General features: G+C 64.9%; 23 protein-coding genes and 1 pseudogene. 15 read left to right on the top strand and 9 right to left on the bottom strand.

The genetic code is table 11. The annotated features are described in order from the left end of the window. Positions 1–67 precede the first annotated feature (67 nt). On the top strand, positions 68–649 hold the full coding sequence (locus PO883_RS12825) for a hemerythrin domain-containing protein (RefSeq protein WP_289310108.1): 582 nt from the start codon (positions 68–70) through the stop codon (positions 647–649). Positions 650–686: 37 nt separating this feature from the next. Then, on the top strand, positions 687–1,091 hold the full coding sequence (locus PO883_RS12820) for a DUF1801 domain-containing protein (protein ID WP_289310107.1): 405 nt from the start codon (positions 687–689) through the stop codon (positions 1,089–1,091). 4 nt (positions 1,092–1,095) lie between these two features. On the opposite strand, the gene PO883_RS12815 is transcribed toward PO883_RS12820, so the two are convergent. Next, the gene (locus PO883_RS12815) at positions 1,096–1,692 is read right to left on the bottom strand and encodes a hypothetical protein (RefSeq protein ID WP_289310139.1); all 597 of its coding nucleotides are present in this window, start codon (positions 1,690–1,692) and stop codon (positions 1,096–1,098) included. A 488-nt stretch (positions 1,693–2,180) separates the two neighbouring features. On the opposite strand from PO883_RS12815, the gene modA reads away from it, so the two are divergent. The 6 genes from modA to PO883_RS12785 all read left to right on the top strand — a co-directional run bounded on the left by modA (position 2,181) and on the right by PO883_RS12785 (position 8,161). Continuing rightward, the gene (modA, locus tag PO883_RS12810; protein ID WP_289310106.1) at positions 2,181–2,924 is read left to right on the top strand and encodes a molybdate ABC transporter substrate-binding protein; all 744 of its coding nucleotides are present in this window, start codon (positions 2,181–2,183) and stop codon (positions 2,922–2,924) included. A 6-nt stretch (positions 2,925–2,930) separates the two neighbouring features. Next, the gene (modB, locus tag PO883_RS12805) at positions 2,931–3,605 is read left to right on the top strand and encodes a molybdate ABC transporter permease subunit (RefSeq protein ID WP_289310105.1); all 675 of its coding nucleotides are present in this window, start codon (positions 2,931–2,933) and stop codon (positions 3,603–3,605) included. A gap of 20 nt (positions 3,606–3,625) precedes the next feature. Continuing rightward, complete coding sequence (gene modC / locus PO883_RS12800) at positions 3,626–4,696, top strand: molybdenum ABC transporter ATP-binding protein (protein ID WP_289310136.1); 1,071 nt, start codon at positions 3,626–3,628, stop codon at positions 4,694–4,696. 3 nt (positions 4,697–4,699) lie between these two features. After that, positions 4,700–5,101 carry a LysR family transcriptional regulator gene (locus tag PO883_RS12795; protein WP_187363471.1) on the top strand — a complete coding sequence of 134 codons (402 nt, stop codon included), beginning with the start codon at positions 4,700–4,702 and terminating at the stop codon, positions 5,099–5,101. Positions 5,102–5,419: 318 nt separating this feature from the next. Beyond that, positions 5,420–7,396, top strand: coding sequence for a helicase-related protein (locus PO883_RS12790; protein ID WP_289310104.1), 1,977 nt, complete (start codon positions 5,420–5,422; stop codon positions 7,394–7,396). 120 nt (positions 7,397–7,516) lie between these two features. Beyond that, on the top strand, positions 7,517–8,161 hold the full coding sequence (locus tag PO883_RS12785; RefSeq protein WP_289310103.1) for a PEP-CTERM/exosortase system-associated acyltransferase: 645 nt from the start codon (positions 7,517–7,519) through the stop codon (positions 8,159–8,161). On the opposite strand, the pseudogene PO883_RS12780 reads toward PO883_RS12785, so the two are convergent. From PO883_RS12780 to PO883_RS12770, 3 genes and pseudogenes are all read right to left on the bottom strand, one after another. Then, positions 8,088–8,312, bottom strand: a pseudogene (locus tag PO883_RS12780) (ThiF family adenylyltransferase); the annotation flags it as partial. The gene PO883_RS12785 and the pseudogene PO883_RS12780 sit on opposite strands and share 74 nt — an antisense overlap. Before the next feature lie 194 nt (positions 8,313–8,506). Continuing rightward, positions 8,507–9,073: a KGG domain-containing protein gene (locus PO883_RS35110; protein ID WP_373890060.1), complete on the bottom strand. Its 567-nt coding sequence runs from the start codon at positions 9,071–9,073 to the stop codon at positions 8,507–8,509. A 266-nt stretch (positions 9,074–9,339) separates the two neighbouring features. Continuing rightward, entirely contained in the window at positions 9,340–9,498 is a 159-nt protein-coding gene (locus tag PO883_RS12770; protein WP_289310102.1) for a hypothetical protein, read from the bottom strand. 28 nt (positions 9,499–9,526) lie between these two features. On the opposite strand from PO883_RS12770, the gene PO883_RS12765 reads away from it, so the two are divergent. Continuing rightward, positions 9,527–11,593, top strand: a complete 2,067-nt coding sequence (locus PO883_RS12765) for a carbohydrate-binding protein (RefSeq protein ID WP_289310101.1) — start codon at positions 9,527–9,529, stop codon at positions 11,591–11,593. 210 nt (positions 11,594–11,803) lie between these two features. Here PO883_RS12765 and PO883_RS12760 read toward each other — a convergent pair whose 3' ends face one another. Continuing rightward, positions 11,804–12,304 carry a hemerythrin domain-containing protein gene (locus PO883_RS12760; RefSeq protein WP_289310100.1) on the bottom strand — a complete coding sequence of 167 codons (501 nt, stop codon included), beginning with the start codon at positions 12,302–12,304 and terminating at the stop codon, positions 11,804–11,806. 269 nt (positions 12,305–12,573) lie between these two features. Between PO883_RS12760 and PO883_RS12755 the strand changes: the two genes are divergently transcribed. Together PO883_RS12755 and PO883_RS12750 are read left to right on the top strand one after the other, a co-directional pair. After that, positions 12,574–15,027 (top strand): penicillin-binding protein 1A, encoded by a 2,454-nt coding sequence (locus PO883_RS12755; protein WP_373890059.1) that lies wholly within the window; start codon positions 12,574–12,576, stop codon positions 15,025–15,027. A 129-nt stretch (positions 15,028–15,156) separates the two neighbouring features. Then, positions 15,157–16,500 (top strand): trypsin-like peptidase domain-containing protein, encoded by a 1,344-nt coding sequence (locus tag PO883_RS12750; RefSeq protein ID WP_289310099.1) that lies wholly within the window; start codon positions 15,157–15,159, stop codon positions 16,498–16,500. Positions 16,501–16,730: 230 nt separating this feature from the next. Here the strand turns inward: PO883_RS12750 and eutC are convergent, their stop codons facing one another. The 3 genes from eutC to PO883_RS12735 form a co-directional block, all read right to left on the bottom strand. Next, on the bottom strand, positions 16,731–17,525 hold the full coding sequence (gene eutC, locus PO883_RS12745; RefSeq protein WP_289310098.1) for an ethanolamine ammonia-lyase subunit EutC: 795 nt from the start codon (positions 17,523–17,525) through the stop codon (positions 16,731–16,733). Beyond that, positions 17,522–18,892 (bottom strand): ethanolamine ammonia-lyase subunit EutB, encoded by a 1,371-nt coding sequence (locus PO883_RS12740; RefSeq protein WP_289310134.1) that lies wholly within the window; start codon positions 18,890–18,892, stop codon positions 17,522–17,524. The genes eutC and PO883_RS12740 overlap by 4 nt, the downstream gene beginning before the upstream one ends. A 74-nt stretch (positions 18,893–18,966) precedes the next feature. Next, positions 18,967–20,184: a metal-dependent hydrolase gene (locus PO883_RS12735; protein ID WP_289310097.1), complete on the bottom strand. Its 1,218-nt coding sequence runs from the start codon at positions 20,182–20,184 to the stop codon at positions 18,967–18,969. A 479-nt stretch (positions 20,185–20,663) separates the two neighbouring features. Here PO883_RS12735 and PO883_RS12730 point away from each other — a divergent pair, with 479 nt between their 5' ends. Together PO883_RS12730 and PO883_RS12725 are read left to right on the top strand one after the other, a co-directional pair. Next, the gene (locus tag PO883_RS12730) at positions 20,664–21,515 is read left to right on the top strand and encodes a universal stress protein (RefSeq protein ID WP_289310096.1); all 852 of its coding nucleotides are present in this window, start codon (positions 20,664–20,666) and stop codon (positions 21,513–21,515) included. Between the two features lie 373 nt (positions 21,516–21,888). After that, a complete protein-coding gene (locus PO883_RS12725) occupies positions 21,889–22,821 on the top strand; it encodes an AraC family transcriptional regulator (RefSeq protein WP_289310095.1) in 933 nt (310 codons plus the stop codon). Positions 22,822–23,086: 265 nt separating this feature from the next. Here PO883_RS12725 and PO883_RS12720 read toward each other — a convergent pair whose 3' ends face one another. Next, positions 23,087–23,587: a histidine phosphatase family protein gene (locus PO883_RS12720; protein WP_289310094.1), complete on the bottom strand. Its 501-nt coding sequence runs from the start codon at positions 23,585–23,587 to the stop codon at positions 23,087–23,089. A gap of 178 nt (positions 23,588–23,765) precedes the next feature. Here PO883_RS12720 and PO883_RS12715 point away from each other — a divergent pair, with 178 nt between their 5' ends. Both PO883_RS12715 and PO883_RS12710 read left to right on the top strand, forming a co-directional pair. Further along, positions 23,766–24,413 (top strand): ANTAR domain-containing response regulator, encoded by a 648-nt coding sequence (locus PO883_RS12715; RefSeq protein ID WP_289310093.1) that lies wholly within the window; start codon positions 23,766–23,768, stop codon positions 24,411–24,413. A 33-nt stretch (positions 24,414–24,446) separates the two neighbouring features. Continuing rightward, a complete protein-coding gene (locus PO883_RS12710) occupies positions 24,447–25,592 on the top strand; it encodes a CmpA/NrtA family ABC transporter substrate-binding protein (RefSeq protein ID WP_289310092.1) in 1,146 nt (381 codons plus the stop codon).

Genomic DNA, 25,592 nt, shown 5'->3' with positions numbered 1-25,592 from the left:
GGCGTCCTACGCGCGCGCGCGGCGGGCATCGTTAAGATAAGGGCACGACTTGTCAGGAGAAACCGTCATGTTCTCTTTGAATAAATTGCGCCCTTCCGTGACCGACATGATCCGCTTCGATCACTTGCACGTGCTGGTCAGCTTCCACCAGTACACTAGCGCCGCGCGCGCGGGCGTCAAGAAGGCGCTGGCCGAAACCATGTGCGACGCGCTGGAAATCCATGCGACACTGGAAGAGGAAGTGTTCTATCCGGTGCTGCGCCGCCTGGATGGGGCCGAGCCGGTGATCCAGAAGAGCGAGCCGGAACATGATGAGATGCGCCGCCTGATCGCGCAATTGCGCGCCACCGGGGCGACCGAGCGGCGCCACGACCAGCTGCTGCACGAACTGGTGCGCGACGTGATGCACCACGTGGCCGATGAAGAAACGGTGCTGCTGCCCGAAGCCGAGCGCATGCTGGACCAGGACCGCTTGAACGAGCTGGGCGCGCACATGACGCGGCGCCGGCTCGAATTGCTCAAGCCCAAAGTCGGCAAGATCGCCGCCAACACGGCGCTGGGGTTTTCCGGCAGCACCACGGCGCTCGTGGTCGGACTGGCCAGTGCGCTGGTCGCGGCGCGATTTGTAGCGAACAGGGCGGCGGCTTAAGGGAATGGTCCCGGCGTTGCCGTCAACCGGGGAACGCATGACGCCATTTGCCAACGCTGCCGTGCAGCGCACGTTCGACACCTATCCCGCCTCCGTGCGGGGCAAGCTGATGGCGCTGCGCGAACTGATCTTTGCGACGGCGGCCTCGACCGATGGCGTCGGCCCGCTCGAAGAAACGCTCAAATGGGGTGAGCCGGCCTATCTCACCAGCCAGAGCAAGAGCGGCAGCACCATCCGCATCGCCTGGAAAAAAGCGGCGCCGTCGCGCTACGCCATCTACTTCAACTGCCAGACGACCCTGGTCGACACCTTCCGCAGCCTGTTTCCGCACGACTTCGTGTTTGAAGGCAAGCGCGCGCTGGTGTTCGACGCAGCGGCCAGCGTGCCGGCCGATGCGCTGGCGTTCTGCATCGCCAGCGCGCTCACCTATCACCGCGCTTAGGCGCTCACGGCAGCAGCCGGTGCTTGCGCACGATGGCGCCGATCTGTTCGCGGTCGCGGGCCACGATCTGGTACAGTTTTTTGTAATGGTCATTGCTCCAGTAAGCGAGCAGGCGGTCGTGTTCCGCCTTTCCCAGCACCCGTTCCACGCCGTCGAGCTCCAGGTAAATCACCAGCAAATGCTCCTGCGACGCGGCCAGGCTGTCGGCGCCGTCGGGATAGCCGACCGGCAGCGCAGGGTAGCGCTGCCTGATTTCCCGCAGCGCCTGGCGGGCCTGGCTGCGATGCCTGGATAGCTGCCAGTGCATCTGTTCGTGGATGAAGGTCGAGACCAGCGCGCCATCATCGTCGTAGTGGCGGGCGTGCAGGGTGAGTACCGGATGGCTGTGCGGAATCGTTTTTTCATCGATGATGATCCGCGCAGTCTGGATCCACGGGCGCAAATCGTAGGTGGCCGTGAGGCGGTCGAGCTGTGCCTTCGCGTCCTGCTCGTGTGCGCTGCCATGTTTGAGGGAAATATTCAGCCCGGCGGCGGAGGCGGGCAGGGCCAGCGCGGCGGCGCTCAGGAAGGCGAGAAGGCTGCGTACGGATGAAGTCGGCATAATGCTCCGCAAAAGTGGCTCCAGCCGCATACCGGCAGGAAGACGCGCGACGGCGCGCCCTCGCATCCTGCCATACGCTTGTAAATTTGCAAAGCTTTCCTGCCGCTGGAACGCTTCCCGGGGATCGTCGCCAGCGCAGGCTTGCGCGGTCCGCCGGGCCGGGGTGCGCCGCACCGCAGGCAGCGCCTTGCGCGGCGGCGCCGGACGCACCGGTGGCGGCGGGGCCGGGCTGCGCGCAACCGGGGCGGGTGATGCCGGCCTGGTCCACCAGGCGCGTGCCCAGCTCGACTTTTTCCACCGGCGTATCGATCAAGACCTTGAATTCCATGGCCGCGCCGGCCGGGCGCTGGGCCAGCGTGCGCACCGCGGACGCCACCGCCGCCGCAGGACCCGCATGGCTCGCTTTGTCCGAGCTCATCTTGTGCGTCGTATATAATCGGATATAGCGCGATGTACGGCGCCCTTGATCCCCCGACCGGAGTTCTTGCATGAAACGATTAGCCAGCGCATGGCTTGCTTTGATGGTGACAGGGATGGTCCGCGCCGGGGACGTGCACGTGGCCGTGGCCGCCAATTTCAGCGCCCCGATGAAAGAGATCGGCGCCCGCTTCGAGCGTGAAACCGGGCACAAGGTGCTCGCCACCGCCGGCGCGACCGGCAAGTTCTACGCCCAGATCAAGCATGGCGCGCCGTTCGAGGTGCTGCTCGCGGCCGATGACGAGACCCCGGCACGGCTGGGCAAGGAGGGCAGCGCGGTGGCCGCTACCCGCTTCACCTATGCCATCGGCAAACTGGTGCTGTGGAGTGCGCAAGCCGGCCTGGTCGACCCGCAGGGACAGGTGCTCGCCCAAGGCCGCTTCGAGCATCTGGCCATCGCCAACCCCACGCTGGCGCCGTATGGCGCGGCGGCGATGCAAACCCTCGACAAGCTCGGCTTGCGCGAACGCCTGGCGGCGCGCCTGGTGCAGGGCGACAGCATTGCCCAAACCCATCAATTCCTCGTCTCCGGCGCCGCCACGCTCGGCTTTGTCGCCATGTCGCAAGTATTTAGCGGCGGCAAACTGCAGTCCGGCTCGGCCTGGGTGGTGCCGGCCGACATGTACGCGCCGCTGCGGCAAGATGCGGTGCTGCTGGAGCGGGGCAAGGGCAAGCCGGCCGCGCTCGCCTTCCTGCGCTATCTCAAGAGCGAACCGGCGCGCGAAGTGATCCGTTCTTATGGCTACGCGCTGTAGCGCCGCATGCTGAGCGCGGACGACTGGGGCGCGGTCTGGCTGACCCTGAAACTGGCCAGCACCGTGACCGTGCTGTTGCTGTTGCTGGGCACGCCAGTCGCCTGGTGGCTGGCGCGCACGCACTCGCGTGCCAGGAGCGTGATTGGCGCCATCGTTGCGCTGCCGCTGGTGCTGCCGCCGTCCGTGCTTGGCTTTTATCTGCTGGTCGCGATGGGGCCGAACGGCCCGCTCGGGCAACTGACCCAATGGCTCGGCCTGGGCTTGCTGCCGTTCACCTTTCCCGGGCTCGTGATCGGCTCCCTGCTGTACTCGATGCCTTTCGTCATCCAGCCGCTGCAAAACGCCTTTGAAGCGATCGGCCCGCGTCCGCTGGAAGTGGCCGCCACCTTGCGCGCCAGCCCGCTCGACACCTTTTTTTCGGTGGTGCTGCCGCTGGCCCGGCCCGGCTTCATCACCGCCGCCACGCTCGGCTTCGCGCACACGGTCGGCGAATTCGGCGTCGTCATGATGATCGGCGGGAACATCCCGCAGCAAACGCGGGTGGTATCGGTGCAAATTTACGGTCATGTGGAAGCGATTGAATATGCGCAGGCGCACTGGTTGTCCGGCGGCATGCTGGTGATCAGCTTTATCGCCTTGCTCTTGCTGTACCGCTTCAATCCATCGAGGAGGGCGCTGTGACGGCCGCCGCGGCGATCCGGATGCGCTTCGACATCCGCCGCAGCGGTTTCGCCATGCAGGTCCAGCTCGAGCTGCCGGGGCGTGGCGTGAGCGCGCTGTTCGGGCATTCCGGCTCCGGCAAGACCACCTTGCTGCGCGCGATTGCCGGGCTGGAGCGGCATGCGGGCGGCTACCTCGACGTCAACGGCCAGCTGTGGCAGGATGACGCGGCTGGCGTGTTCGTGCCCACGCACCAGCGCGCCATCGGCTATGTATTCCAGGAAGCGAGCCTGTTCGCCCATTTGACGGTCCAGGGCAATCTTGATTTCGCCCGCCAGCGCGCGCGCGCCGCCGGCGGCGACCAGGTGATGGCGCATGCGGTGGCGCTGCTGGGCATCGGCCATCTGCTGGGGCGGCGTCCGGATGGCCTGTCCGGCGGCGAGCGCCAGCGCGTGGCGATCGCGCGCGCCATGCTCAGCGCCCCGCAACTGCTGCTGATGGATGAACCGCTGGCTTCGCTAGACGGACGGCGCAAGGAGGAAGTGCTGCCCTACCTGGAGCGGGTACAGGCCGAGCTGGCCATCCCCATGCTGTACGTGAGCCACTCGACCCGGGAAGTGGCGCGCCTGGCCGAGCACATCGTGTTGCTCGACGGCGGCCGGGTGGTGGCCAGCGGGCCGGCCGCCGACACCCTGGTGCGGCCCGAAGTCGCGCGCGCCATGCTGGACGAGGCCGGAGCGCTGGTCGACGCCGTGGTCGAGACCGTCGACGCCGCCTACGGCTTGCTATGCCTGAAGGCGGCGGGCGGCGCCATGCTCATCGCCCACGCCGCGCTGGCGCCCGGCACGCGGCTGCGGCTGCGGGTGTTGGCGCGCGACGTCAGCCTGACGCTGCAGGCGCAGGCGGGCAGTTCGATCCTCAACCAGCTGCGCGCGACGGTCGCCGAAATGACTCCAGGCAACGATCCAGCCCATGTTGTGGTGCGGCTCGACGCGGGCGGTACGCCACTGCTGGCGCGCATCACGCGGCGCTCGCGCGACCAGCTGGGGCTGGAAGTGGGCATGCCGGTGTGGGCCCAGGTCAAGGCGGTCGCGCTGCTGTCGGGCGCTTGAGGCATGAAGAACGACAAGAGCAGCGACAAGAACGGCGACAAGGCGGGGCGGGTGGAGGCGGGCATCGACGTCAAGCTGCGTCTGTCGCGTGGCGGCGAGATCGCCATGGGGCCGGGCAAGGCCGACCTGCTCGACGCGATCATGCGGACTGGCTCGATCAGTGCGGCGGCGCGGGCGATGGGCATGTCGTACCGGCGCGCGTGGCTGCTGGTGGACGTCATGAACCGCAGTTTTGGTGCAGCGCTGGTGCGCAGCGCGGCCGGCGGCAGCCAGGGCGGCGGCGCCAGCGTGACCGAGACCGGCATGCAAGTGCTGGCCCACTACCGCGCCATGCAAGCGGCCGCCAGCGCCGCCGCCGCCCCGCACGCCACCGCCCTCAGCAAACTCCTGCGCCCCAACGACTAATCCCACAACCGGGGTCTGACCTCTGATTAGAAATATTTCGAGCCAGACGTCTGACTCCGCTTGCGCCGCCACATGTCAGCTGGCAATTCACGCAGGCTCCCCCTATGGTGCCGGCGCTTCTTGTACCGTCCATCCACGTTGATGAAGTCACATTGTTGCGTGATTGCACGCAATTCCGCCCTTACATGCATAAATGTTTCGAATCAGAGGTCAGACCCCGGTTGTGCGGTGGTGCACGGTGGGTGGCTTCGGGACCACGTTTCGGCCGCAGACGCGATATAGTTGGCATTCATAGAATAAACAATACGACCGGTACCAATGACAGCATCTTTAACTCAGCAATTGCCTCCTTCCACCAGCGACGACCACGATGACGATGCCCTCATCGCCGAACTGGGCTTCGACCATCAACAGGTGCGCCTGGTGAAGATGGAAGGCCGGGTGTTCCTGCAATTTTCCGGCGAGGTCGATGAAGGCGGCTTGAACGTGCCTTACCACCTGGTCCCGGCCCAGGGCGTGCTGGCCAAACCCGGCAAGTGGCGCAAGATGGATCCGGATGCCAGGCGCACCCTGCTGCGCGAGCGGGTCACCCCACGCTCCATCGATGAGCTGCACCAGAGCGTGCGCGTGTTCGTGCGCGATACCTCCGGCGAGTGCGAGGACCATAACCTCGATGCGGCCACTTTCCTCGGCCCGCTGTTCGAGGTCGATACCCCGGAGCCGGCCAGCTATCTGTTCGAGCGCATCGGGCAGCGCGTCGCCCACGCCGTCGAGCGCGCCCAGGAGGAGCGCCACGCCGAGCGTACCCGCGCCAGCATCAACCTGGCCGAGTATCCCGATTCCTTCGAAGTGGCGCGCCGCCTGCCGCGCAAGTTCATCGCCTTGCTCGGCCCGACCAATTCCGGCAAGACCCACCGCGCGATGGAAGCGCTGGCCAAGGCCAAAAGCGGGGTCTATCTGGCGCCGCTGCGCCTCTTGGCGCTGGAAAACTTCGAGCGCCTGCAAAGCGCGCGCCCGCACGGTAAACCGCTGGCGGTCAGCCTGGTCACGGGCGAGGAGCGCCGCATCGCGGACGATGCCACCCACGTGGCCAGCACGGTCGAAATGCTCGATACCCGCACGCCGGTGGAGGTCGCCGTCATCGATGAAATCCAAATGCTGGCCGATCGCGACCGCGGCGCGGCCTGGACCGCGGCGGTGTGCGGCGCACCAGCCTCGGTGGTCTACCTGGTCGGCGCACCGGAAGCGCGGCGCGCGATCGAAGCCCTGGCCGAACGCCTCGAATGCCCGCTGGAAGTGCACCTGCTCAAGCGCATGGCGCCGCTGTCGATGGAGCCCAGCGCCGTGCGCAAGTTGCGCAACCTTAAACGCGGCGACGCGGTGATCTGCTTTTCGCGGCGCGAGGTGCTGATGTGGCGCGACATGATCACGGAAATGGGCTTGTCGGTAGCCACCGTGTACGGCAACCTGGCGCCCGAGGTGCGGCGCGCCCAGGCCGAGCGCTTCCGCGAGGGCAAGGCCGATATCGTGGTCGGCACCGATGCGCTGGCGATGGGCTTGAACATGCCGATCGAGCGCATCGTGATGACCACCTCTGTCAAGTACAACGGTGTGGAAGAAGAGGAAATTTCTGCGTCGCTGGCGCGCCAGATTGCCGGCCGCGCCGGCCGCTACGGCGTGCACGAGGAGGGCAAGGTGGCCGGCTACGATGACGATACGCACGAGGTCATGCGCGCGCTGCTCAAGGAAAAGCTGGCGCCGCTCAACGCCACCGGCTTTTCGGTCGCGCCCTCGGTCGAACATCTGCACCGGATCGCGGCGGTGACCGGCGAAACCTCGCTGGTGCGCCTGCTCAGGCGCTTCGTCCACAATATCGATGTGCCGGATGGCTTTTTCTATCCGCGCATTACCGAGGAGCAGTCCGAGCGCGCCGTCTGGCTCGATACCTTGCCGCTGTCGGTGGCCGAGAAATTCATGCTCTCGCTGGTGCCGGTGTCGACCAAGGTGCCATCGCTGCAGCGCGCGTGGGAACTGTGGGCGCAGTCGCTGTCGAAGAAGAAAATCTGCAAACTGCACGAGGATACCGGCCAGCAAGCCTGGCAAAACCTGCAAGAGGTGGAGGATAGTTGCCGCCTGTATTCGGCGTATGCCTGGCTGGCTTACCGCGCGCCGGATTTCTTTCCCAGCGTTGCGCTGGCGCAGGAATTGGCGCGCAGCGCCTCGGAACGGGTCGATGCGATCTTGCAGTCGCAAAACGCGGCGGCCCGCAAGCGGCATGACAAGAAGTTCCGTTAGCAACGGAGTAATGTTTTCATTATGAAAAATTATCGAAACAGGGTATCGTTGCGTTACTGATACTTTTTCATATAGGAAACCTTGCCATGTTGTTAGGTTTTCCGGGATGTAACGACCCTCATGCTGCTTTTATTTCAACGCCTGTTCGGCAGGCGCGATCTGCTGATCCCGTATGTCGACTTCACCACCATTCCCCCCGGCGCGCATGCCAGCCCATTGCTGTCGCGGATTTACCGCATGCGCTACCAGGTGTATTGCCTGGAATGCCGTTTCCTCGACGCCGCCGCCTATCCGGACGGCATCGAATCGGATGGGTGGGATGCCAATTCGGCCCATGTGGCCGCCAACTCGCTCGATGGCGACCTGATCGGCACGGTGCGGCTGGTACGCCCGCAGCCGGGCCGGGCGTTTCCGTTTCAAGCCCAATGCCCGGTATACGAAGGCGTGGTGCTGCCGCCGCGCGGGGAATCGGCCGAGGTGTCGCGGCTGATCGTGGAAAAAGCCTTGCGCCGCCGCAGTGGCGATGCGATGGAGGGCATGTCGTCCGATGTCGTGGAGAACCGCAACAGCAGCGGACGGCGCCGCTTTTCGCGGCAGAAGAGCGATCGCCGCAACAGTCCTGGAGCAGCGCATCGGCGCGGATGCGCAGGATGTGCTTTTTCAGGGCCAGTACCTTGGCCACGCCGATATCGTCAACGTCGTAGAACTGGCGGTTCAGGTTATGCGCGTCGACCGTATCGCCGTCCACCAGCACGAAGGAGCTAAAGCCCATGCGCGCGGCGGCGATGGCGGTGGAGGCGCCCAGCCCGCAACCGGCGATCAGCAGGCGGCTGCTGCGGATTTTTTCCTGGGTATCGCTGCCGACATAGCCAGCGTTGCGCGTTACAAATGTGTCGTAATCAAAGCCGACCGTCATGCTTACCTCGCTATGGGAATGGAGTCGCAAGCATGGTAGTGCATCCTGACATGATTGTCATGTTCGCAATGATGGTGTAATGAACATCGTCTGCACGCGGCAGACGATGTTCAGGTCGAGTCCAGCGCCACCGCCACGGGGCGGGGCGCGGTCGACTGGCGCGGCCGCATCAGGCGGCTCCGCGTGCGAGTCGCTTAGTTGGAGCCGCGGCTGCCGGAACCGGAGCCGGAACCGGAGCCCGACTTGGAGCCGCCCGATTTGCCGCCCGAGGACGCATCGTCGTCCGAGGAGCCGCTTTGCTTGTTGCCGCCGCGCGCGGTGCCGCTGTCGGAATCGCTCTTGTTGCTGGCCGACGATCCACGCGAAGAACCGCTATCGGCATCGCTCTTGTTGCTGGCCGACGAGCCACGCGAAGAACCGCTATCGGCATCGCTCTTGTTGCTGGCCGACGAGCCGCGCGACGAGCCGCTGTCCGAGCCGCTTTGCTTGTTGCCGCCGCCGCTGTGGCTCAGCTTGCCTGCTTCGCGGGCTTCCTCGGATGTGAACTCATGGGCATTGCCGGAAGCATGGGCTGCGCGGCCGCCTTCGGCAGCGATTTCGCGCTGCTGCTCAGGATCCATCGAGGCAAAGCCGCGGTTGCTGGTGTCGCTCTGGTTGTTGCCCTGGCCGCCCTTGCTGCCGCTTTGCGAGCCGCTGTCCGACTGGTTGTTACCTTTGCTGCCACCTTGATTGTTGCCGCCTTGCTTGTTGTTCGATGCCATGGTGATTTCTCCTAATGTCTTAATTAAAGGAACTGCAAGAACTACCTTGTTTCCGCCGTCGGACTAGTGTGTTCGTCAGCGAGTAGAGACATCTTAGGTCAGCGTGCCGGGCCTTGGAGTAGGAGCACTCGCAACTGTCGTGTAGGACAAAAGTAAGCAGAGCCCGCCGGATTGGCTGACCAAATTTGTCGCCGGAAAGCCCTCTGTACTCATGCAAACTTTGCCGCGAGCGCAGCGTGGCCGGTTCCACGTCAAGCTTCGTTTCCCTACAGCTTTTTATATTTACGTTGACGCCGCAAGGCGAAGTCAATACCATCGGCTGCACGGATTGGGAACGTTTCCATGTCGGGTGATGCACCTTTGCCTTTCCCGTTCAGCGCGGCGCGGAAGCGGGCCGCTTCATATAACAACAGGAGACTTTCCATGGAATCTACCCTTCACGGGGACGTGAGAATGGCTTTACCTAGATTGGCTGGCACGCTCGCCGGTGCCTTGTTCAGTGCCGCATGCGCTGCCCAGACAGCCTTGCCCGGCAAGCTCGAAGCGGAGAGCTACGCATCGATGCAGGGCGTGGCCACCGAGGCGACGTCGGACGCGGGCGGCGGCGCCAATGTGGGCTGGATCGAGACCAACGACTGGATGAATTATTCAGTCAATCCGGCCACCAGCGGCTGGTACACGGTGCAGTACCGGGTGGCCTCGGCCGGCAGCAGCGGCCGGCTGGTACTCAGCCAGAACGCGAAGGACATCAGCGACACGGTGGGCGTGCCCAACACCGGCGGCTGGCAGACCTGGTCCACCATCAGTTCGCGCGTGTTCCTCAATGCCGGACCGCAGAACCTGGCCGTGTTCGCCAAGGGCGGTGGATTCAACCTGAACTGGATCAACTTCACTGCCGAGCACCCCTCCGTGGGCTTGCCGGCGATCCGCCAGAACGGACGCTACTGGGTCGACAGCAGCGGCAAGCGCGTCAACCTGCGCGGCGTGAACCTGGGTAACTGGCTGCAGATGGAATTCTGGATGCTCAACGACAGGATGGTCACCAACAGCGGGCCGGTCAACGACCAGTGCACGCTCGAAGGCACCCTGGCGGGCCGTTTCGGCAACCTTGAGAAGGAACGCCTGATGGACGCGTTCCGCGACAGCTGGATCACCACCCGCGACTTCGACCTGATGAAGGGCATGGGCATGAACGTGATCCGCGTGCCATTCTACTTCGGCGTGGTGGAGAACGAATACAGCCCCTACAACCTGCGCCCGAACGCCTGGAAGTATCTGGACTTCGCCATCAACGAAGCGGAAAAACGCGGCATGTATGTGATCCTCGACCTGCACGGCACTGTCGGCGGCCAGGCTGGGGAGAAGGAGCAGCACGATGGCTGCGTCGGCCCGGCGCAGCTATGGTCGAACGCCGGCTACCGCGACCGCACCAAGTGGCTGTGGGACAAGGTCGCCGAGCGCTACAGGGGCCGCAATGCCGTGGCCGCGTACGACTTGCTGAACGAGCCGTGGGGAACCGATGCGGCCACCCTGGCCAATTACGCCTACGAACTGTTCAACGTGGTGCGCGCAAAAGACCCGCATCACATGATCCTGCTGCCCGGTCACAACAGCGGTATCGATGCCTATGGTAATCCGAACACGCGCGGCCTCAGCAATGTTGCGCTCGGCATGCATTTTTATCCTGGCTTGTGGGGCTGGAACGACGCGCCGGGCGCCGCCAACCAGGCCAATGTGCACGCCGCCTGGCTGCACTGCAATCTCAACGGCACGGGTGAGAGTTGCGACTGGAATGCCAAGCTGACCGGGCTGAACACGCCATTCCTGATTGGCGAATTCCAGCCCTGGACCATGCTGGGCAGCTACGGCGGACAAGTCACCCGCAGGACGTACGATGCCTACAATATGTACGGCTGGGCGGCGACCAACTGGGCCTACAAGACCGTGTCCACTGGCGGCTCGAATGGCGATACCAGTTGGTGGGGTTGGGGCATGGTGACCAACAGCAGCAATGGCGGCGGGCTGGGAAGCCTGAACGTCAGCACCGCATCGGCCGGCCAGATCGAAAACTACTTTCGCGGTTTTGCCACGCAGCCGCTGGTACGCAATGAAAGCATCGCGTACTGGATGAACTGGAAACCGCTGGTGGGTGAGCGCATCGAAGCGGAAATGTTCACCACGCACAGCGGCATGCGCATGGAAACGACGAGCGATACGGGCGGCGGATTCAATGTGAGCAATATCGATAACAATGACTGGATGAGCTATCCGGTCAATGTGCCCAGGGCCGGGTGGTACAAGCTGCAATTCCGGCTTGCCAGCATCTATAACGGTGGGCAATTTGTGTTGAGCAAGAACGCCAGCGACCTGGCCACGCTGACCGTGCCCAACACGGGTGGATGGCAGAACTGGCAGACAGTCACGGGGAGGGTGTATCTGGAAGCGGGGCAGCAGGACCTGACCATTTTCGCGCGCGTAGGCGGGTGGAACATGAACTGGTGGCAGCTGAACGCGGAGTAGGGTGGGCGCGCGCCGGAACACGTTCCGGCGCGCTTCTGATGCCAACCCCGGCACCGTCGTTTCTGCCATTGGCAGAAACGACTTGCGCGAAGGCGCCCATGCAGGGGTCCTGGCGTAGCCATGGCAAACGGTTCCCCGACAACCCGCGCAGACGCCAGCGGGCTGTGGAGGAAGCGCATGCCAACCCGCCTTCGCGGGGCAAAATCTGACTTATACCGCGATCTGGGCCTTGCGCTCGGCAATCTGCTGCCCCAGCGCTTCCAGATCGAGGCCGGCCGCGCGCGCCTGCGGGAACATCTCGTTCTCCTCTTCCTTGACGTGATGCTCGATCATCTCGGACAACACCTTTACCTTGGCATCGAACAGATCGTCGGTCGCTTCCATGTCCATGATCTGGGCGATCAAGTCCTTGGCTGATGCATGCTCGACAGTAGCCTCGTCGACCAGATCTTCACTCTTCTTGGTCGCGGCGCGTACGGCCGGGTAGAAAATTTCTTCCTCGGCCGTTGCGTGCTTGGTCAGTTCGGTGCAGATCTGCGTGGCCAGTTTTTTCTTGGTTGCATGAGCGCGCTCGCCCAAGCCTTCATACTGCTCGAACATCTGCTTGACGTTCTCGTGGTCTTCGGTCAGCAGCGCAATCGCGTCCAGGGCTTCCTGGCCGCCTGGGATGGCCTTGGGCGTATTACGTGTGGTCGACGATGAGGTTCTCATGATGTGCTCCTGATATTTTCTGTGGTAACTATCGCGCTACCGGGTGGCTGGGATCTTTCCTGGCTGCCTGTCTTGTAGCAGAAAGTTCATGATAGGCGGCCTCAGTCGTGCGGGGAGTAGGCGCACTGGCAATATCGGCGTAGGACAAATCCACCTCCGGTCATCAGGACTAGGCTCGTACGCGCCTTACCCGCCGATCGGCGCGTGCGTCCATGCCCCCTCGGATATACTGTCAGGCAAGTTAATGACTATTAAGCAAGGAGGTGACAGTGGGTGACGATCGCAATCTGGAAGGACGGCTGGGACAGGGCCTGCGCGCGGCAGGCGAGCGGCTTCGGCGCGGCCGCGCGTATCTGATGGCGCAGCCGCCGTACAAGCGCGTCGGGCTGGCGCTGCTGTGGTGCGTCGGCGTCCCCCTGTCGTTGCTGCTGGTGTGGGCGTTGATCTTGCTGCCGTTCACCCCTGGCGTGGCCGGTCTCAAGCAGGCGCGCGCCGCCAAGGCCTCGATCCTGGTCGCGGCCGACGGCAAGGAGCTGGCCAGCTTTGAAGAAGGCTTGCAGGAACGCGTGACCCTGGCGCAAATTTCGCCGCATATGATCGCCGCCCTGATCGCCACCGAAGACCACCGCTTCAAGGACCACCACGGCATCGATTACAAGCGCACCCTGGCCTCGGTCGTGTACACCCTCGGCGGCGACGCCCAGGGCGGCTCGACCATTACCCAGCAGCTGGCGCGCAATATGTTCCCGGAAGAGATAGGCCGTTCGCGCAACCTCAACCGCAAGATCAAGGAAATGATCACGGCGGTCAAGATCGAATCGGCCTACAGCAAGGATGAGATCCTGGAAGCCTATCTGAACACAGTGCCTTTCCTGTACAACACGTTCGGCATCGAAATGGCGGCGCGCACTTATTTCGATACCACCGCCGCCAAGCTCGACATTCTGGAAAGCGCCACCCTGGTCGGCATGCTCAAGGGCACCAACTACTACAATCCGGTGAACAATCCCGAGCGTTCGGTGCAGCGCCGCAATGTGGTGCTGTCCCAGATGCGCAAGCACGGCATGCTCGATGACAAGCGCTACGACAGCTTGCGCAAGAAGCCGCTGCGGGTCTCCTTTTCGCGCCAGGCCGAGCGCAGCCCGACCGATACCCACTTCACCGCCTACGTGCGCAAGTGGCTGCTCGAATGGGCCGACGAGAACGACTACAACGTCGAGCGCGACGGCCTGGTGGTCCACACCACGCTCGATTTCGCCTTGCAGGAAGCGGCCATGAAAGCCGTCGAGCGCCAGGGCAATGCCTTGCAGATCATTGCCGACGTCGAATGGTCGCAGCCCGACGGCGGCTATGCCGGCTCGGCCGGCGCCTACGCCGGCATGCACGGCTCGGTCACGCCCTTCGAGTATTTCTGGCGCTCCAAAGGGACGCTGGTCAATGCCTTCATCCGGGAAACGCCCGAGTACAAGAAAGCCATCGAAAGCGGCGATACCGGAGCGGTGGCGCTCAAGCGGCTCAAGACCGACCGCGCCTTCATCGCCCGCTTGCGCGCCGCAAAAACGCGCCTGGAAACGGGCTTCGTGGCGATGGACCCGGAGAGCGGCCACATCAAGGCATGGATCGGCAGCCGCGACTTTCATAAAGAACAGTACGACCACGTGGTGCAGGCCGCGCGCCAGCCCGGCTCGACCTTCAAGCCGATCGTGTACGGCGCCGCGCTGGAAAAAGGCTTCGCGCCGAATCGGCCTTACCGCGACGCCGTGACGAATATCAAGGCCGGCGACGGCACCATCTGGCGCCCGACCGACATGAGCGGATCGAGCGGCAACATGATGAGCATGCGCGATGGCCTGGTGTTTTCCAAAAACACGATCACGGCCCAGGTCATGCAGGATGTCGGGCTGCCGGGCATCATCAAGCTGGCGCGCGACCTCGGCATTCGCAACAGCAAGCTCGAATCGGTCCCCTCGCTGGCGCTGGGCACCAGTCCCGTGACCTTGCTGGAAATGGTCAATGCCTACAGCAGCATCGCGTCCCAGGGGCAATACCGCAAGCCGGTGTTCGTCACCAGCATCACCGACCGTTCCGGCAAGGTGGTGGCGCAATTCGCCGACCCGAAGTCGGAAAACGTGATGTCGGCGCAAAATTCCGCCGACCTGATCGACATGATGCGCGGGGTGATCAACCGCGGCACGGGCACGGGCATCCGCTATCGCTTCGGCATCAATGGCGACGTCGCCGGCAAGACCGGCACGACGCAAAACAATACCGACGGCTGGTTCATCATGATGCATCCCAAGCTGGTGGCGGGCGCCTGGGTCGGCTTCAACGACAACCGCGTCACCATGCGCAGCAGTTACTGGGGGCAGGGCGGACATAATGCGCTGCTCGTGGTAGGCGACTTCTTCAAGGCCGCGATTGCCGATGGCAAGGTCGATGCCGCTGCCGTATTCCCGGGCGGGCGCCGCCCGGCACCGGTGGTGCAGGAAGAAGATCCGGGCGATATCGACGAAGAAGCGGGCGAGATGCAGCAAGAGGGCGTGGCGCCACCGCCGCCGCCCGCACCCGAGCCGGACGATATGGAAAACGGTGCGGAAGCGCCGATCGATGGCGAGCGTGGCGAGCCATCCTCCGGCCTGCCAGCGCTACCGCAACCGCTGCCGCCGTCCGCGCCGCCACCGCCCGAACCGGATGCCGGGGCGCCGCAGCAGCAGCGCGAATAGGGAAAGAACAGCGGGCAAGCGATGCCCGCTGTGTCACGCTGGCGACGAAGAAAAAGCAATATTTCCTCGCGGCTATGATAATGAATGATATTTACGCTATCATCGTCGTTTCCGTCGGAGACGCTGCACATGAAACGAACGCTGTACACCATTCTTGGTGTCGATCCCCTCGCCAGTTCTGAAGAGATTGCTGCGGCGTACGCGCGTTTGCATGCGGCGTTCCAGAGCGGTTCGTACGACCGCAACGACTGGGTGCTGGTGCGTGAAGCGTATGCCGTGCTGTCGAACACCGACAAGCGCGCCATGTACGACCGCAGCCAGATCGCGCCACCGCTGACGCGCAGGGTCGAGCCGGAGCCCGCGCAGCAAGGTTTCAGCCTCGACTGGCGTTATGGCCTGGCGGCCGGCCTGCTGGTGGCCGGGCTGGTGTACTTTGCCAAGGGCCGCGCGCCGGCCGCAGCGCCGGTCCTTGCCGCCACGGGCGCATCGCAAGGCGCCACCCCGGCGCTGATGCAGGACAGCGGCGGCCACGCCGATCAGTTCGCTAACCAGCCGCAGGCGATGCAGGCGCCGGCCGCCGGCGGCTCGTCCGGCGCGATGGGCATGGAAGACCTGTTCGCCAAATTGTCGCCGTATGTCGCGCGTATTAATATGTACAAGGGCAGCACCCTGGTCGGGACCGGCAGCGGCGTTGCCCTGGGCGGCGACGCCATCATTACCAATTGCCACGTGGCGCTGGCGGGTTCGCGCCTGCAGGTCAAGCTGGGGCAGGACAGCTACGAGGCGAGCGTCGCCGTGGCCGATGAAGAGCGCGACCTGTGCAAGCTGTCGGTCAAGGGCCTCAGTGCCCCGGCCGTGGTGATCGGCGCGTCGAGCGAGGTGCGCACCGGCCAGCGCGTGATTGCCATCGGCGCTCCGCACGGGCTCGATTTGACGATCAGCGACGGCATCGTGTCGTCGCTGCGTCCGCTTGACGGCGGCACCTTGATCCAGACCACGGCCCCGGTGTCGCCCGGATCGAGCGGCGGCGGGCTGTTCGACAGTTCCGGCCGGCTGGTCGGGATCGTCACTTTCCAGATGCGCACGGGGCAGAATCTGAATTTTGCCGCGCCGGCCGAATGGATCGGCAGCATGCGTACCCGCAGCGGCGGCGGGCTGATCGGCAAGATGAGCGCGGAACGCGCGCAGGATAATCCTGCTCAAAGCGCACAGAATGGCGACATGGTGGTGGGCGCCTGGCATTGCCACGATACGATAGGCGGGACCTCGGTGCTGATTTCCTTCCAGGATGACCGTACGCTGGAAATGCGCTATGAAAACAGGGTGTCGCCTGGCCGCTGGATGTACCGCGACGGCCAGCTGGCGATTCAGTTTGCCAACGTGGCCGACACCTTGCGCGTGGAAGAGCTGTCGCGCGACAAGATGATCCTCAAGTTCAACGTCGGCCAGCGGCTGGTCTGCGCGCGGCGTTAAGGGGCGTCGCTGGCGCCTTCCCGTTGAATTCGCCGTCGCGGGCCGGACGGCGGGTTTCCCTGCACAGGTTCAGATAAAACCTGTGCGCACTCCCCGGGGCCGGGCCGCTATGTGCTTGTGGCGGCAGCGGGGGCGATGGTGCGCGTAGTGGATCTTCCATCTTTCTGCGAAGCCGGTGACGCCAATAGCGCGAGCGACAGGGTGAATCAACTACCTTGTCCCCGGCGCCTTCAGCGCAGCAAAAAATTCGCTTTCCCCGCTGTAAGCGCACCGGCGTCGGCAACTGTGTCATCCTTGAGCAACACGCCCGACATCCCCCGCTGGCGCGCCTGCGTCAGCAAGTAGTGCAATCTGTACGCGGCCTCGTCATAGCCCAGGCCGGCCGGCCGCACATTCGAAATACAGTTGCGGTCGGCATCGCTCAAGCCCACGCGCGGCGCCCAGCTCATGTAGATGCCCATGCTGTCCGGCGAACTGAGCCCGGGGCGCTCGCCGATCAGCACCGCCACCGCGCGTGCGTTCAGCAACTCGCCGATCTCATCACCGATGGCCACGCGCGCCTGGCTGGCAATCACGATCGGACCCATACGCCATTGCTCCTGTTGCAATCGTGCCAGCAGCACCGCCAGGAAGGGCTGCGCGTTCTGCTCGATGGCCAGCGCCGACAAGCCATCGCCAATGACCAGCACCAGGTCGCACGAGGCCGGTGCCGCGGCGGCCAGCGCGGCACGCGAAGGCGCATCGAGCACGCGGCCCAGGTCTGGACGCTGCAGGTAAGTGGCGCGGTCCGGGCAGGCACTGTGCACGGCGAGGCAAGCGTGCCCGTCCCCGGATAGCCCCGCCGCCAGCGCACCGGCATCGAGCGCCATGTGCACCGCATCGCGTGCGCGCGCATGCGCCAGCTGGAAATCAAGCTGCGCCGAGGTGGGGACACTCACGCCGCTGCGCCCGAGCGCGATACGTGCCTGCGTCAGTCCGCGCAAGGCTTGCCATGGGTTGGACAGCACATGTTTGGGAAGGTTCATAAGCGCAGCAAGGCTTGCTGAAAGGCCGGCGCCAGGGCGTCCGGCAGTTGCGCGGCGCCATCGCCGCAAAAGATCTGCATGCGGTGCAGCCAGGCTTCGAATTCGGGCGCGGCGCGCAAACCCAGCACGCGCCGCGCGTACAGGGCATCGTGGAACGACGTGCTTTGATAGTTGAGCATGATGTCGTCCGATCCCGGCACGCCCATCACGAAATTGCAGCCGGCCGCTCCGAGCATGGTCAGCAGCACGTCCATGTCGTCCTGGTCGGCTTCGGCATGGTTGGTGTAGCACACGTCGCAACCCATCGGCAAGCCGAGCAGCTTGGCGCAAAAGTGGTCTTCCAGGCCGGCGCGGATGATCTGCTTGCCGTCGTACAGGTATTCCGGGCCGATGAAGCCGACCACCGAGTTCACCAGCAGCGGCTTGAAGGCGCGCGCCACCGCGTAGGCGCGCGCTTCGCAGCTTTGCTGGTCGACCCCGTGATGGGCATTGGCCGACAGCGCGCTGCCCTGGCCGGTTTCAAAATACATGACGTTGTCGCCCACCGTGCCGCGTCCCAGCGACAGGGCGGCACTGCGCGCTTCGGCCAGCAGCGCCAGGTTGATGCCGAAGCTGCGGTTGGCGGCCTCGGTCCCGGCCACCGACTGGAACACCAGGTCGACCGGGGCACCACGGTTGATCGCCTCGATGGTGTTGGTGACGTGGGTCAGCACGCAGGACTGGGTCGGAATCTGGTATTGGGCAATGACGGCGTCGAGCATGCCGACCAGCGTGACGACCTGGCCCACGTTATCGGTGGCGGGGTTGATGCCGATCACGGCGTCGCCGCTGCCGTACATCAGGCCGTCGAGCATGCTGGCCGCGATGCCGCTGGCGTCGTCGGTCGGGTGGTTTGGCTGCAGGCGCGTGGCCATGCGGCCTTCCAGGCCGAGCGTGTTGCGAAAAGCCGTGACCACGCGGCATTTGCGCGCCACCAGCACCAGATCCTGGATGCGCATGATCTTCGATACCGCGGCCGCCATCTCGGGCGTAATGCCGGGCGCGACGGCCGCCAGGACGGCGCTGTCGGCCGCGTCGGAGAGCAGCCAGTTGCGCAGGTCGCCCACCGTCAGATGCGCGATGGGGGCGAACGCGGCCGCATCGTGGCTGTCGACGATCAGGCGCGTGACTTCATCGTCTTCGTAGGGGATCAGGGGCTGGTCGAGCAGGGTGCGCAGCGGCAGGTCGGCCAGCGCCATCTGGGCCGCCACCCGCTCTTCGGCGCGGGCGGCGGCCACGCCCGCCAGCAGGTCGCCCGCGCGGGCCGGCGAGGCGCGGGCCATCACGTCCTTGAGGTCGCGAAACACGTAGGTACGCGGCCCGACCATGTGCGAAAACCGCTGTATTGTCACGGGGATATCCGGCGCTGGTTAGCTTGGAAGCAGCATAGCACGCTCCCGTGTCACAGCAGGTCGGCACGCGGATAGCCCCAGGCCGGCACGCCGGCGGGGCAGGGCTGGCGGTTGGCCTCATCGATGGGCAAGGTCGTGAAGTTGCCTGCCGGGGTGTTGCTGAAGCGGACGTCGAACGCCGTCGTCGTTCCCAGCGCCGGCATGCGCGCGAAGCGCAGCCAGGCATCGAAGCGGCAGTTGCTGGCCTGTAGCGTACGCAAGCGCGCCAGCGACGTTTCCTGGCTCCAGTCGATGACGATCTGCGCCGTGCGTGCGCGCGCGCCTTCGGACAGTGCCGCCGGACAGGCATCGAGCGCGAGCAGGTCCGGCGCCACGCTGACCATGCCGCGCCGCAGCCGGTAGGTGCCGGCGACGGCATCGCGTTCGGCCGACATGAACATCCAGCAGGCCGGGTTGGAGGGAAAGGCCGTCATCGCGGTGTCGAGCAGGGTGCTGGCCGGATCGAGCAAGCGCAGGTGGTCGGCCACGATGGTTTTGCCGCGCTGCATCGCCGCGCCTTGCATGCTCACGAAGCCGGCGGCGCCCAGCAGGGCGGCGCACAAGGCGCGTTTGCCGTTCTTGCCGGCACGCTGCTGCAACACGGCGAGTCCGGCACCGAAGAGCAGCAGGGCCGTCAGCGAACCCCAGTGCAGGAAACCGCGCAGCGTGAAGTAGGCGAGCATGGCGGCCAGCGCGCCCAGCGGCAGGGCGCGCCGGACGCAGCTGCCCAGCGTCATCGCCAGCGGCACGGCGCCGGCCACCCAGAAGACCGGTTCCAGGATGAACACCATGTCGCCATAGATCCAGCGCGCATCGAAGGGGTAAAACGGATGCACGCCGTAGGAGTTCAACGCATCCATTCCCAGGTGCAGCAGGAAGCCGGCACCGACGGCTGCCAGCAGTCCGGCGCGCGCCGCTTTGCTGGCGCGCAGCAGGGTGCGCGCGCCCGGCCACAGCAGCCACAGCAGCGCGATCAGCAGCAGGGCTTGCGGCACTTCGAGCAGCAGGGTGTGGGTGTGGCCACGATGATTCAGCAGGTAGCCCAGCGGCATGGGCAAGCGCCCGCTCAGTACCAGGTCGAGGTCGGGAAAATTGCTGGCAGCCCAGCACGCGAACAGCATCAGGCGGCGCTGGGTGCCCTGCCGGGCCGGATCGGCTTGCGCCGGCAAAGTACGGTGAACCAGTTCGCCGACGACCAGACCAACCAGGGAGTGACTTAAATTATCCATGAGGGCGATCTTACCGTGCCGGCCCCATTTTTGTTGAGCTGGCGAATGACGCTGGCTGTCTTATTCCGCTACTGGCGCTGGTTTTGCTGCCGAGAAAAGTCAGCATGCCTGTTTTTCAGGGCTGGGCTAACCCGCTCTACTTTCTGGCCACGGGCGGCGCTGCGATTGGCGGGGATGGCGTGCATATGTCGTCGGGCCGAAAAATATGCTGAACCAGTTCGCCGCGGGCCAGTCCAAGCAAGGAGCGATTCGAATTATCCGTGATGGTGATCTTCCCGTGCGCAGGCCGTACCTGCCGCCAGGCTTGCGGCCAGGGTTCCGTCATGGCTGCGGAGTGCAGCATCGGACAGGAAGCAGACAAAGGAGGTAAGCAATGCGATGACAGTTCGCCTATCGCGAGGCGTGGTACCGACTCGGCATGAGTGCCGGACGGGCGGTGCGGTGATTCGCGACGGGATGCCAAACTCTGGGAGACCAATATGGCGTATAAAACGATCCTGGTGCATGTCGACGACTCGGCTCAGGCCGTCGCGCGCATCGACATTGCAGCCCGGCTGGCCATCGAACACAACGCGCATCTGATCGGTACGGCGCTGACCAACCTGCCGCCGCGCCTGCTCGCGCTCAGCGGCCTCGATCCCAGCTTGCCGCCCATGCAGGCTCCGCTGGACGAGCTACGCCGCCTGGCGGACCGCGCGCTCGACGTTTTTGAACAGCGTGCCAGTGCGCTCGGCGTGCTGTCGGTCGAGCGGCGCCGGCTGGAGGAAGAAATCGGGCTGGGCATGAGCTTGCAGGCGCGCTATTGCGATCTGCTCGTGATCGGCCGGCACGATGCCGCGCATCCGGTGCCGGGCGTGCGCGCCGATTTTCCCGAGTACGTCCTGCTCAACGCCGCCAAAGCGGTGCTGGTGGTGCCTGCGGCGGCGCAGGCGTCACCCCCGGCATCGCCATTGGGGCAGCGGATCGTGGTCGGCTGGAACGGCAGCGCCCCTGCCAGCCGCGCGATCGCCAGTGCAATTGCGCTGATGCAACGCGCGCGCCAGGTCGATATTGTGGTGGTCGATGCGCGCGCACACGGCGACCTGCACGGTCCGACGCCGGGGGCGGATCTGGCCTTGTATCTGGCGCGGCACGCAATCCGGGTCAACGTTCGTGAAGTCGACAGCCACGCCGATCCGGGGCGGGCGTTGCTGGCGGCGGCGGGCGAGGCGGGCGCCGACCTGATCGTGATGGGTGCGTATGGCCGCTCGCGCTTTCGCGAAGTCTTGCTTGGCGGCGCGACCAGGACCTTGCTTAGGACCTCGACGCTGCCGCTCTGGATGGCGCACTGACGGGGCGGCGAGATGGTGGACGGTCTCGGAGTTGCCGGCCTGTGCATGGCGCTGGCCGAGGGAAGCTGAGGTAGCGGACGGCCACGGCCTAGCCGGGATGTGCATAGTGCGGGCCGAGGGATGGTGATGTAGCGGACGGTCAAGGCGTTGTCGGAACGTGGATCGCGCTGGCGGCGGCGCTGGAGGCCGCGCTTTCGTCGCGGGAAAAAGCTGCGCGCCGACGCCGTTCCTTTCGTGCACCAGCGTGCTGCATCGACCCTCGTCCTGGCGGCCTTGCAAGAGAATCAGGCAAGCCTGCGCGAGGATTCGATCTTGGCGCGCAGGCGTTTTGCCGCTTACACTGGCGGCTGACGAACCCGCCCCAGAGAAGCCGATGCCAACGCCGCCAAGCAGACAAGACCGCATGATCGCCTTGCTGGGCAGGCTGGCGCCATCCGAGGGCTACACCGCGTCCGCGCTCGACGGCGTGCGCTTCATGCGCGCCAACCGGGCCATGCCGCGCGTGCCCGTGCTGTACGAGCCGTGCATCGTGATCGTGTGCCAGGGGCGCAAGCGGGGCTATCTGGGCGAGCAGAGTTTCATTTACGATGCCCAGCAGTTCCTGGTGTTGTCGGTGCCTTTGCCTTTCGAGAGCGAGACCGACGCCAGCGAAGCCGAGCCGCTGCTGGCGCTCAAGATGCACATCAATCTGGCAGTCGCCGCCGAGCTCGCGCTGGCGCTCGGTCCCGCTCCGTCAGCCCACAGCGCGCCGGTGAGCATGTGTTCAAGCACCATGGATGAGGCCATGGGCGACGCCGTGCTGCGCCTGCTCGAAGTGCTGTTGTGTCCGGTGGAAGCGCGCGTGTTGGGGCCTGGTATCACGCGCGAGATCCTGTACCGCGTGCTGACCGGGGAGCAGGGTGGCGCGGTGCGTGCGGCGTTGGCCCAGCACAGCCAGTTTGGCAAGATCGGCAAGGCCTTGCGCCGCATTCATGCGGGTTTCAGCGGCGAGCTGGACGTGCCGACACTGGCGCACGAGGCGGGCATGAGCGTGGCGGCTTTCCACGCCAACTTCAAGGCGGTGACGCACACTTCGCCGATCCAGTATCTCAAGAGCACGCGCCTGCACAAGGCAAGGCTGTTGATGGTGCAAGAGGGCATGAGCGCCTCGTCCGCCTCGAACCGGGTCGGCTACGAAAGCAGTTCGCAGTTCAGCCGCGAATTCAAGCGCTTTTTCGGCCGCAGCCCGGTGCAGGAGGCGGCGCTGATGAAGACGATCCTGAGCCAGGCGCCGAGCGAGCCGCCGGGCTACGTCACGGCGCATTGAACGCAAAGCCAGAAGGCTAGTTGGTGCCTGTTTCAGCTGGCCTCACGATCAGGGGCCATTGAAGGACGCCACCCATGCCCCTCGAATTGTTGCTCTGGTCAAAGGTCATATCGCCCACATCGGCGCGCACGGTGTTGAATTTTCAGATATGTTCGCTCTGAATTTTCGATCGTTGGCGAAGGCAAGGGGGCAAGCACGTCCCTCACGGCGGCAATCCGATGCCCGCCAAGGCCGCATGCGCCGGCCGCGGCGTCTTCCACATCCGTCACGGCGCCGCGGAATGCAGCAATACCGTCGTCACGCTGCCATCTTTATCCACGATCAGCTGATACAGCCGGTCGAATTCATCTTCCCCGATATCGCTCCCCGGCGTGCCGCCGAACAGGCGCACCAGTTCGGGCACGGTATTCGAATGGCCGACCACCAAGGCGGTACCGCCCGTCGCCTTGACTTCCCCGACCAGTTTGTCGCTCTGCGCCGGGTCATACACTTGCACCGGCAATCCCAGCGCGGTGGCGAGCGGCTGGGCGGTCTGGCGGGTGCGCTGATACGTACTGCTGTAAATATGCGCGATGCCGGTCGACTTGAGAATGGCGGCGATGTTGCGCGCGCGCGCCTGGCCTCGCTTTGTCAGCGCGGGATCCTTGTCGGCCGATCCCTTTTCGCCATGGCGGACCAGATAAATGATGGTTGGGTCGGCTGACGCCAGGCCGGGTGCCAGCAGGGCCGCAGCCAGGAACAGGCCGCCGAAGAGGGAAGATCGCATGCGCATGGTCGGCTTTCAGAATGTCTGGGTTATAGAAACAACAATGTATCCCAGGCAGGCGAGGAAGCGCAACTATTCCCGCTCCCGCTTCCCCTCTCGGCAGTCGTGCCGGCGGGAGGCGTGTTGGCGCGTATCTTGCTTGTCTGGTAAGGACATGGCCTCACTCCCAACCAATAAAATGCCCAAAACCCCCGCGCAACCCCCTCGCAAGCTGCGCATTGTCGTCGTCAATACGATCGTGCCGGAAGGTGGCGAGCATGATGCCGCCCTGGCCGTCCAGGTCTTGCGCGGCAACGCGCTGCGCATCGGCCTGCTCGAATCGGGCTACGACATCGTCGCTTCGCTGCCCGCCGATATCTATCTGCCCGACAGGATCGCTCAACTTCAACCCGACATGATCATCATCGATGCCGAATCGGACGCGCGCGACGTGCTCGAACACATCGTCATCGCCACCCGCGACGAGCGCCGCCCGATCGTGTTGTTCACCGAGGACGACACCACCAGCAGCATGGACGCGGCCATGGCCGCCGGCGTGTCGGCCTACATCGTGGCCGGCTTGCAATCCGAACGCATCAAGCCGGTGCTGAACGTGGCGCTGGCGCGCTTCCGCCAGGAGCAGAAGCTGCTGGTCGAGCTGAACGAGACGCGCCACAAGCTGGCCGAGCGCAAGGTAATCGACCGCGCCAAGGGCCTCCTGATGACCCATCACCGGCTGACCGAGGACCAGGCCTACCAGAAACTGCGCAGCATGGCGATGAACAAGAATTTGAAGCTGGCGGAGATAGCCCAGCGCATCCTCGATGTCGAGGATCTGCTCGGTTAATTCGCCGCGGGCCACAGGAAAGCAAGGAGCTGTATGGCAGAGACAAAAGTAAATCAATTGCGTACGGTCAGGATCGGCTTCATGCCGCTGACCGACTGCGCCTCGCTGGTGATGGCGGCCGAGTGCGGTTTCGACCGCCAATACGGCATCAGGATCGTGCTCAGCCGCGAAACCTCGTGGGCCAACGTGCGCGACAAGCTGGGTTCGGGCGCGCTCGATGCCGCCCACGTGTTGTACGGCTTGATGTATGGCGTGCAGCTGGGCATCGGCTGTCAGCAGCAGGCGATGGCGGTCCTGATGAACCTGAGCCGCAATGGCCAGGCCGTGACCCTGTCGCGCGCGCTGGCGCAGCAGGGTGCGCTGGATGGGCCGAGCCTGGCGCAGCGGATGCGGGACTTGCCGCGCGCCTACACCTTCGCCCACACTTTCCCCACTGGCAATCACGCGATGCTGCTGTATTACTGGCTGGCCGCGCACGGCATCGACCCGCTGCGCCAGGCGCGCGCCTTGACGGTGCCGCCGGCCCAGATGGTGGGCAGCCTGGGCGCCGGGATGATCGATGGTTTTTGTGCCGGCGAGCCTTGGGGCCAGCGCGCCATCGACGAGGGCGTGGGCGTGACGGCCGTGACCAGCCAGCAGATCTGGCCCGACCATCCGGGCAAGGTGCTGGGAACGACGGCGGCGTTTGCCGCGAGCGATCCGGATACCTGCCGCGCCATGATCGCGGCGGTGCTCGATGCCAGCCGGTGGATCGAGGCCTCCCGCGCCAACAAGGAGCAGACGGCCACGGTGCTGGCCGGCTCGGCGTATCTGAATACGGGCAGGGCAGCCATCGCGGCGCGCCTGGCGGGACAGTATGACAATGGCGCGGGCGGCCAGTGGACCGATGAAAAGGCGCTCAGTTTCCATGCCGACGGCGAAGTGAATTTTCCGTATCTGTCGGACGGGATGTGGTTCATGACGCAGCAGCGGCGCTGGGGTTTGCTCAGGGACGAGCCGGATTACCTGGGGCAGGCGCAGGCCGTCAACCGGATCGAATTGTACAAGGGCGCGGCGGAAATGACCGGGACCCTGGTGCCGTCGTCAACGATGCGCAGTTCGACGCTGATCGATGGCGTGCGCTGGGACGGCAGCGATCCGCGCGGATATGCGGAGTCGTTTCCGATTCATTGGCGGTAG

Source organism: Massilia sp. DJPM01, assembly GCF_030348125.1.
GTDB lineage: Bacteria > Pseudomonadota > Gammaproteobacteria > Burkholderiales > Burkholderiaceae_D > Telluria_A > Telluria_A frigida.
The sequence above is the reverse complement of the archived record's forward strand: the minus strand, read 5'-3'. Positions and strand labels throughout refer to the sequence as shown.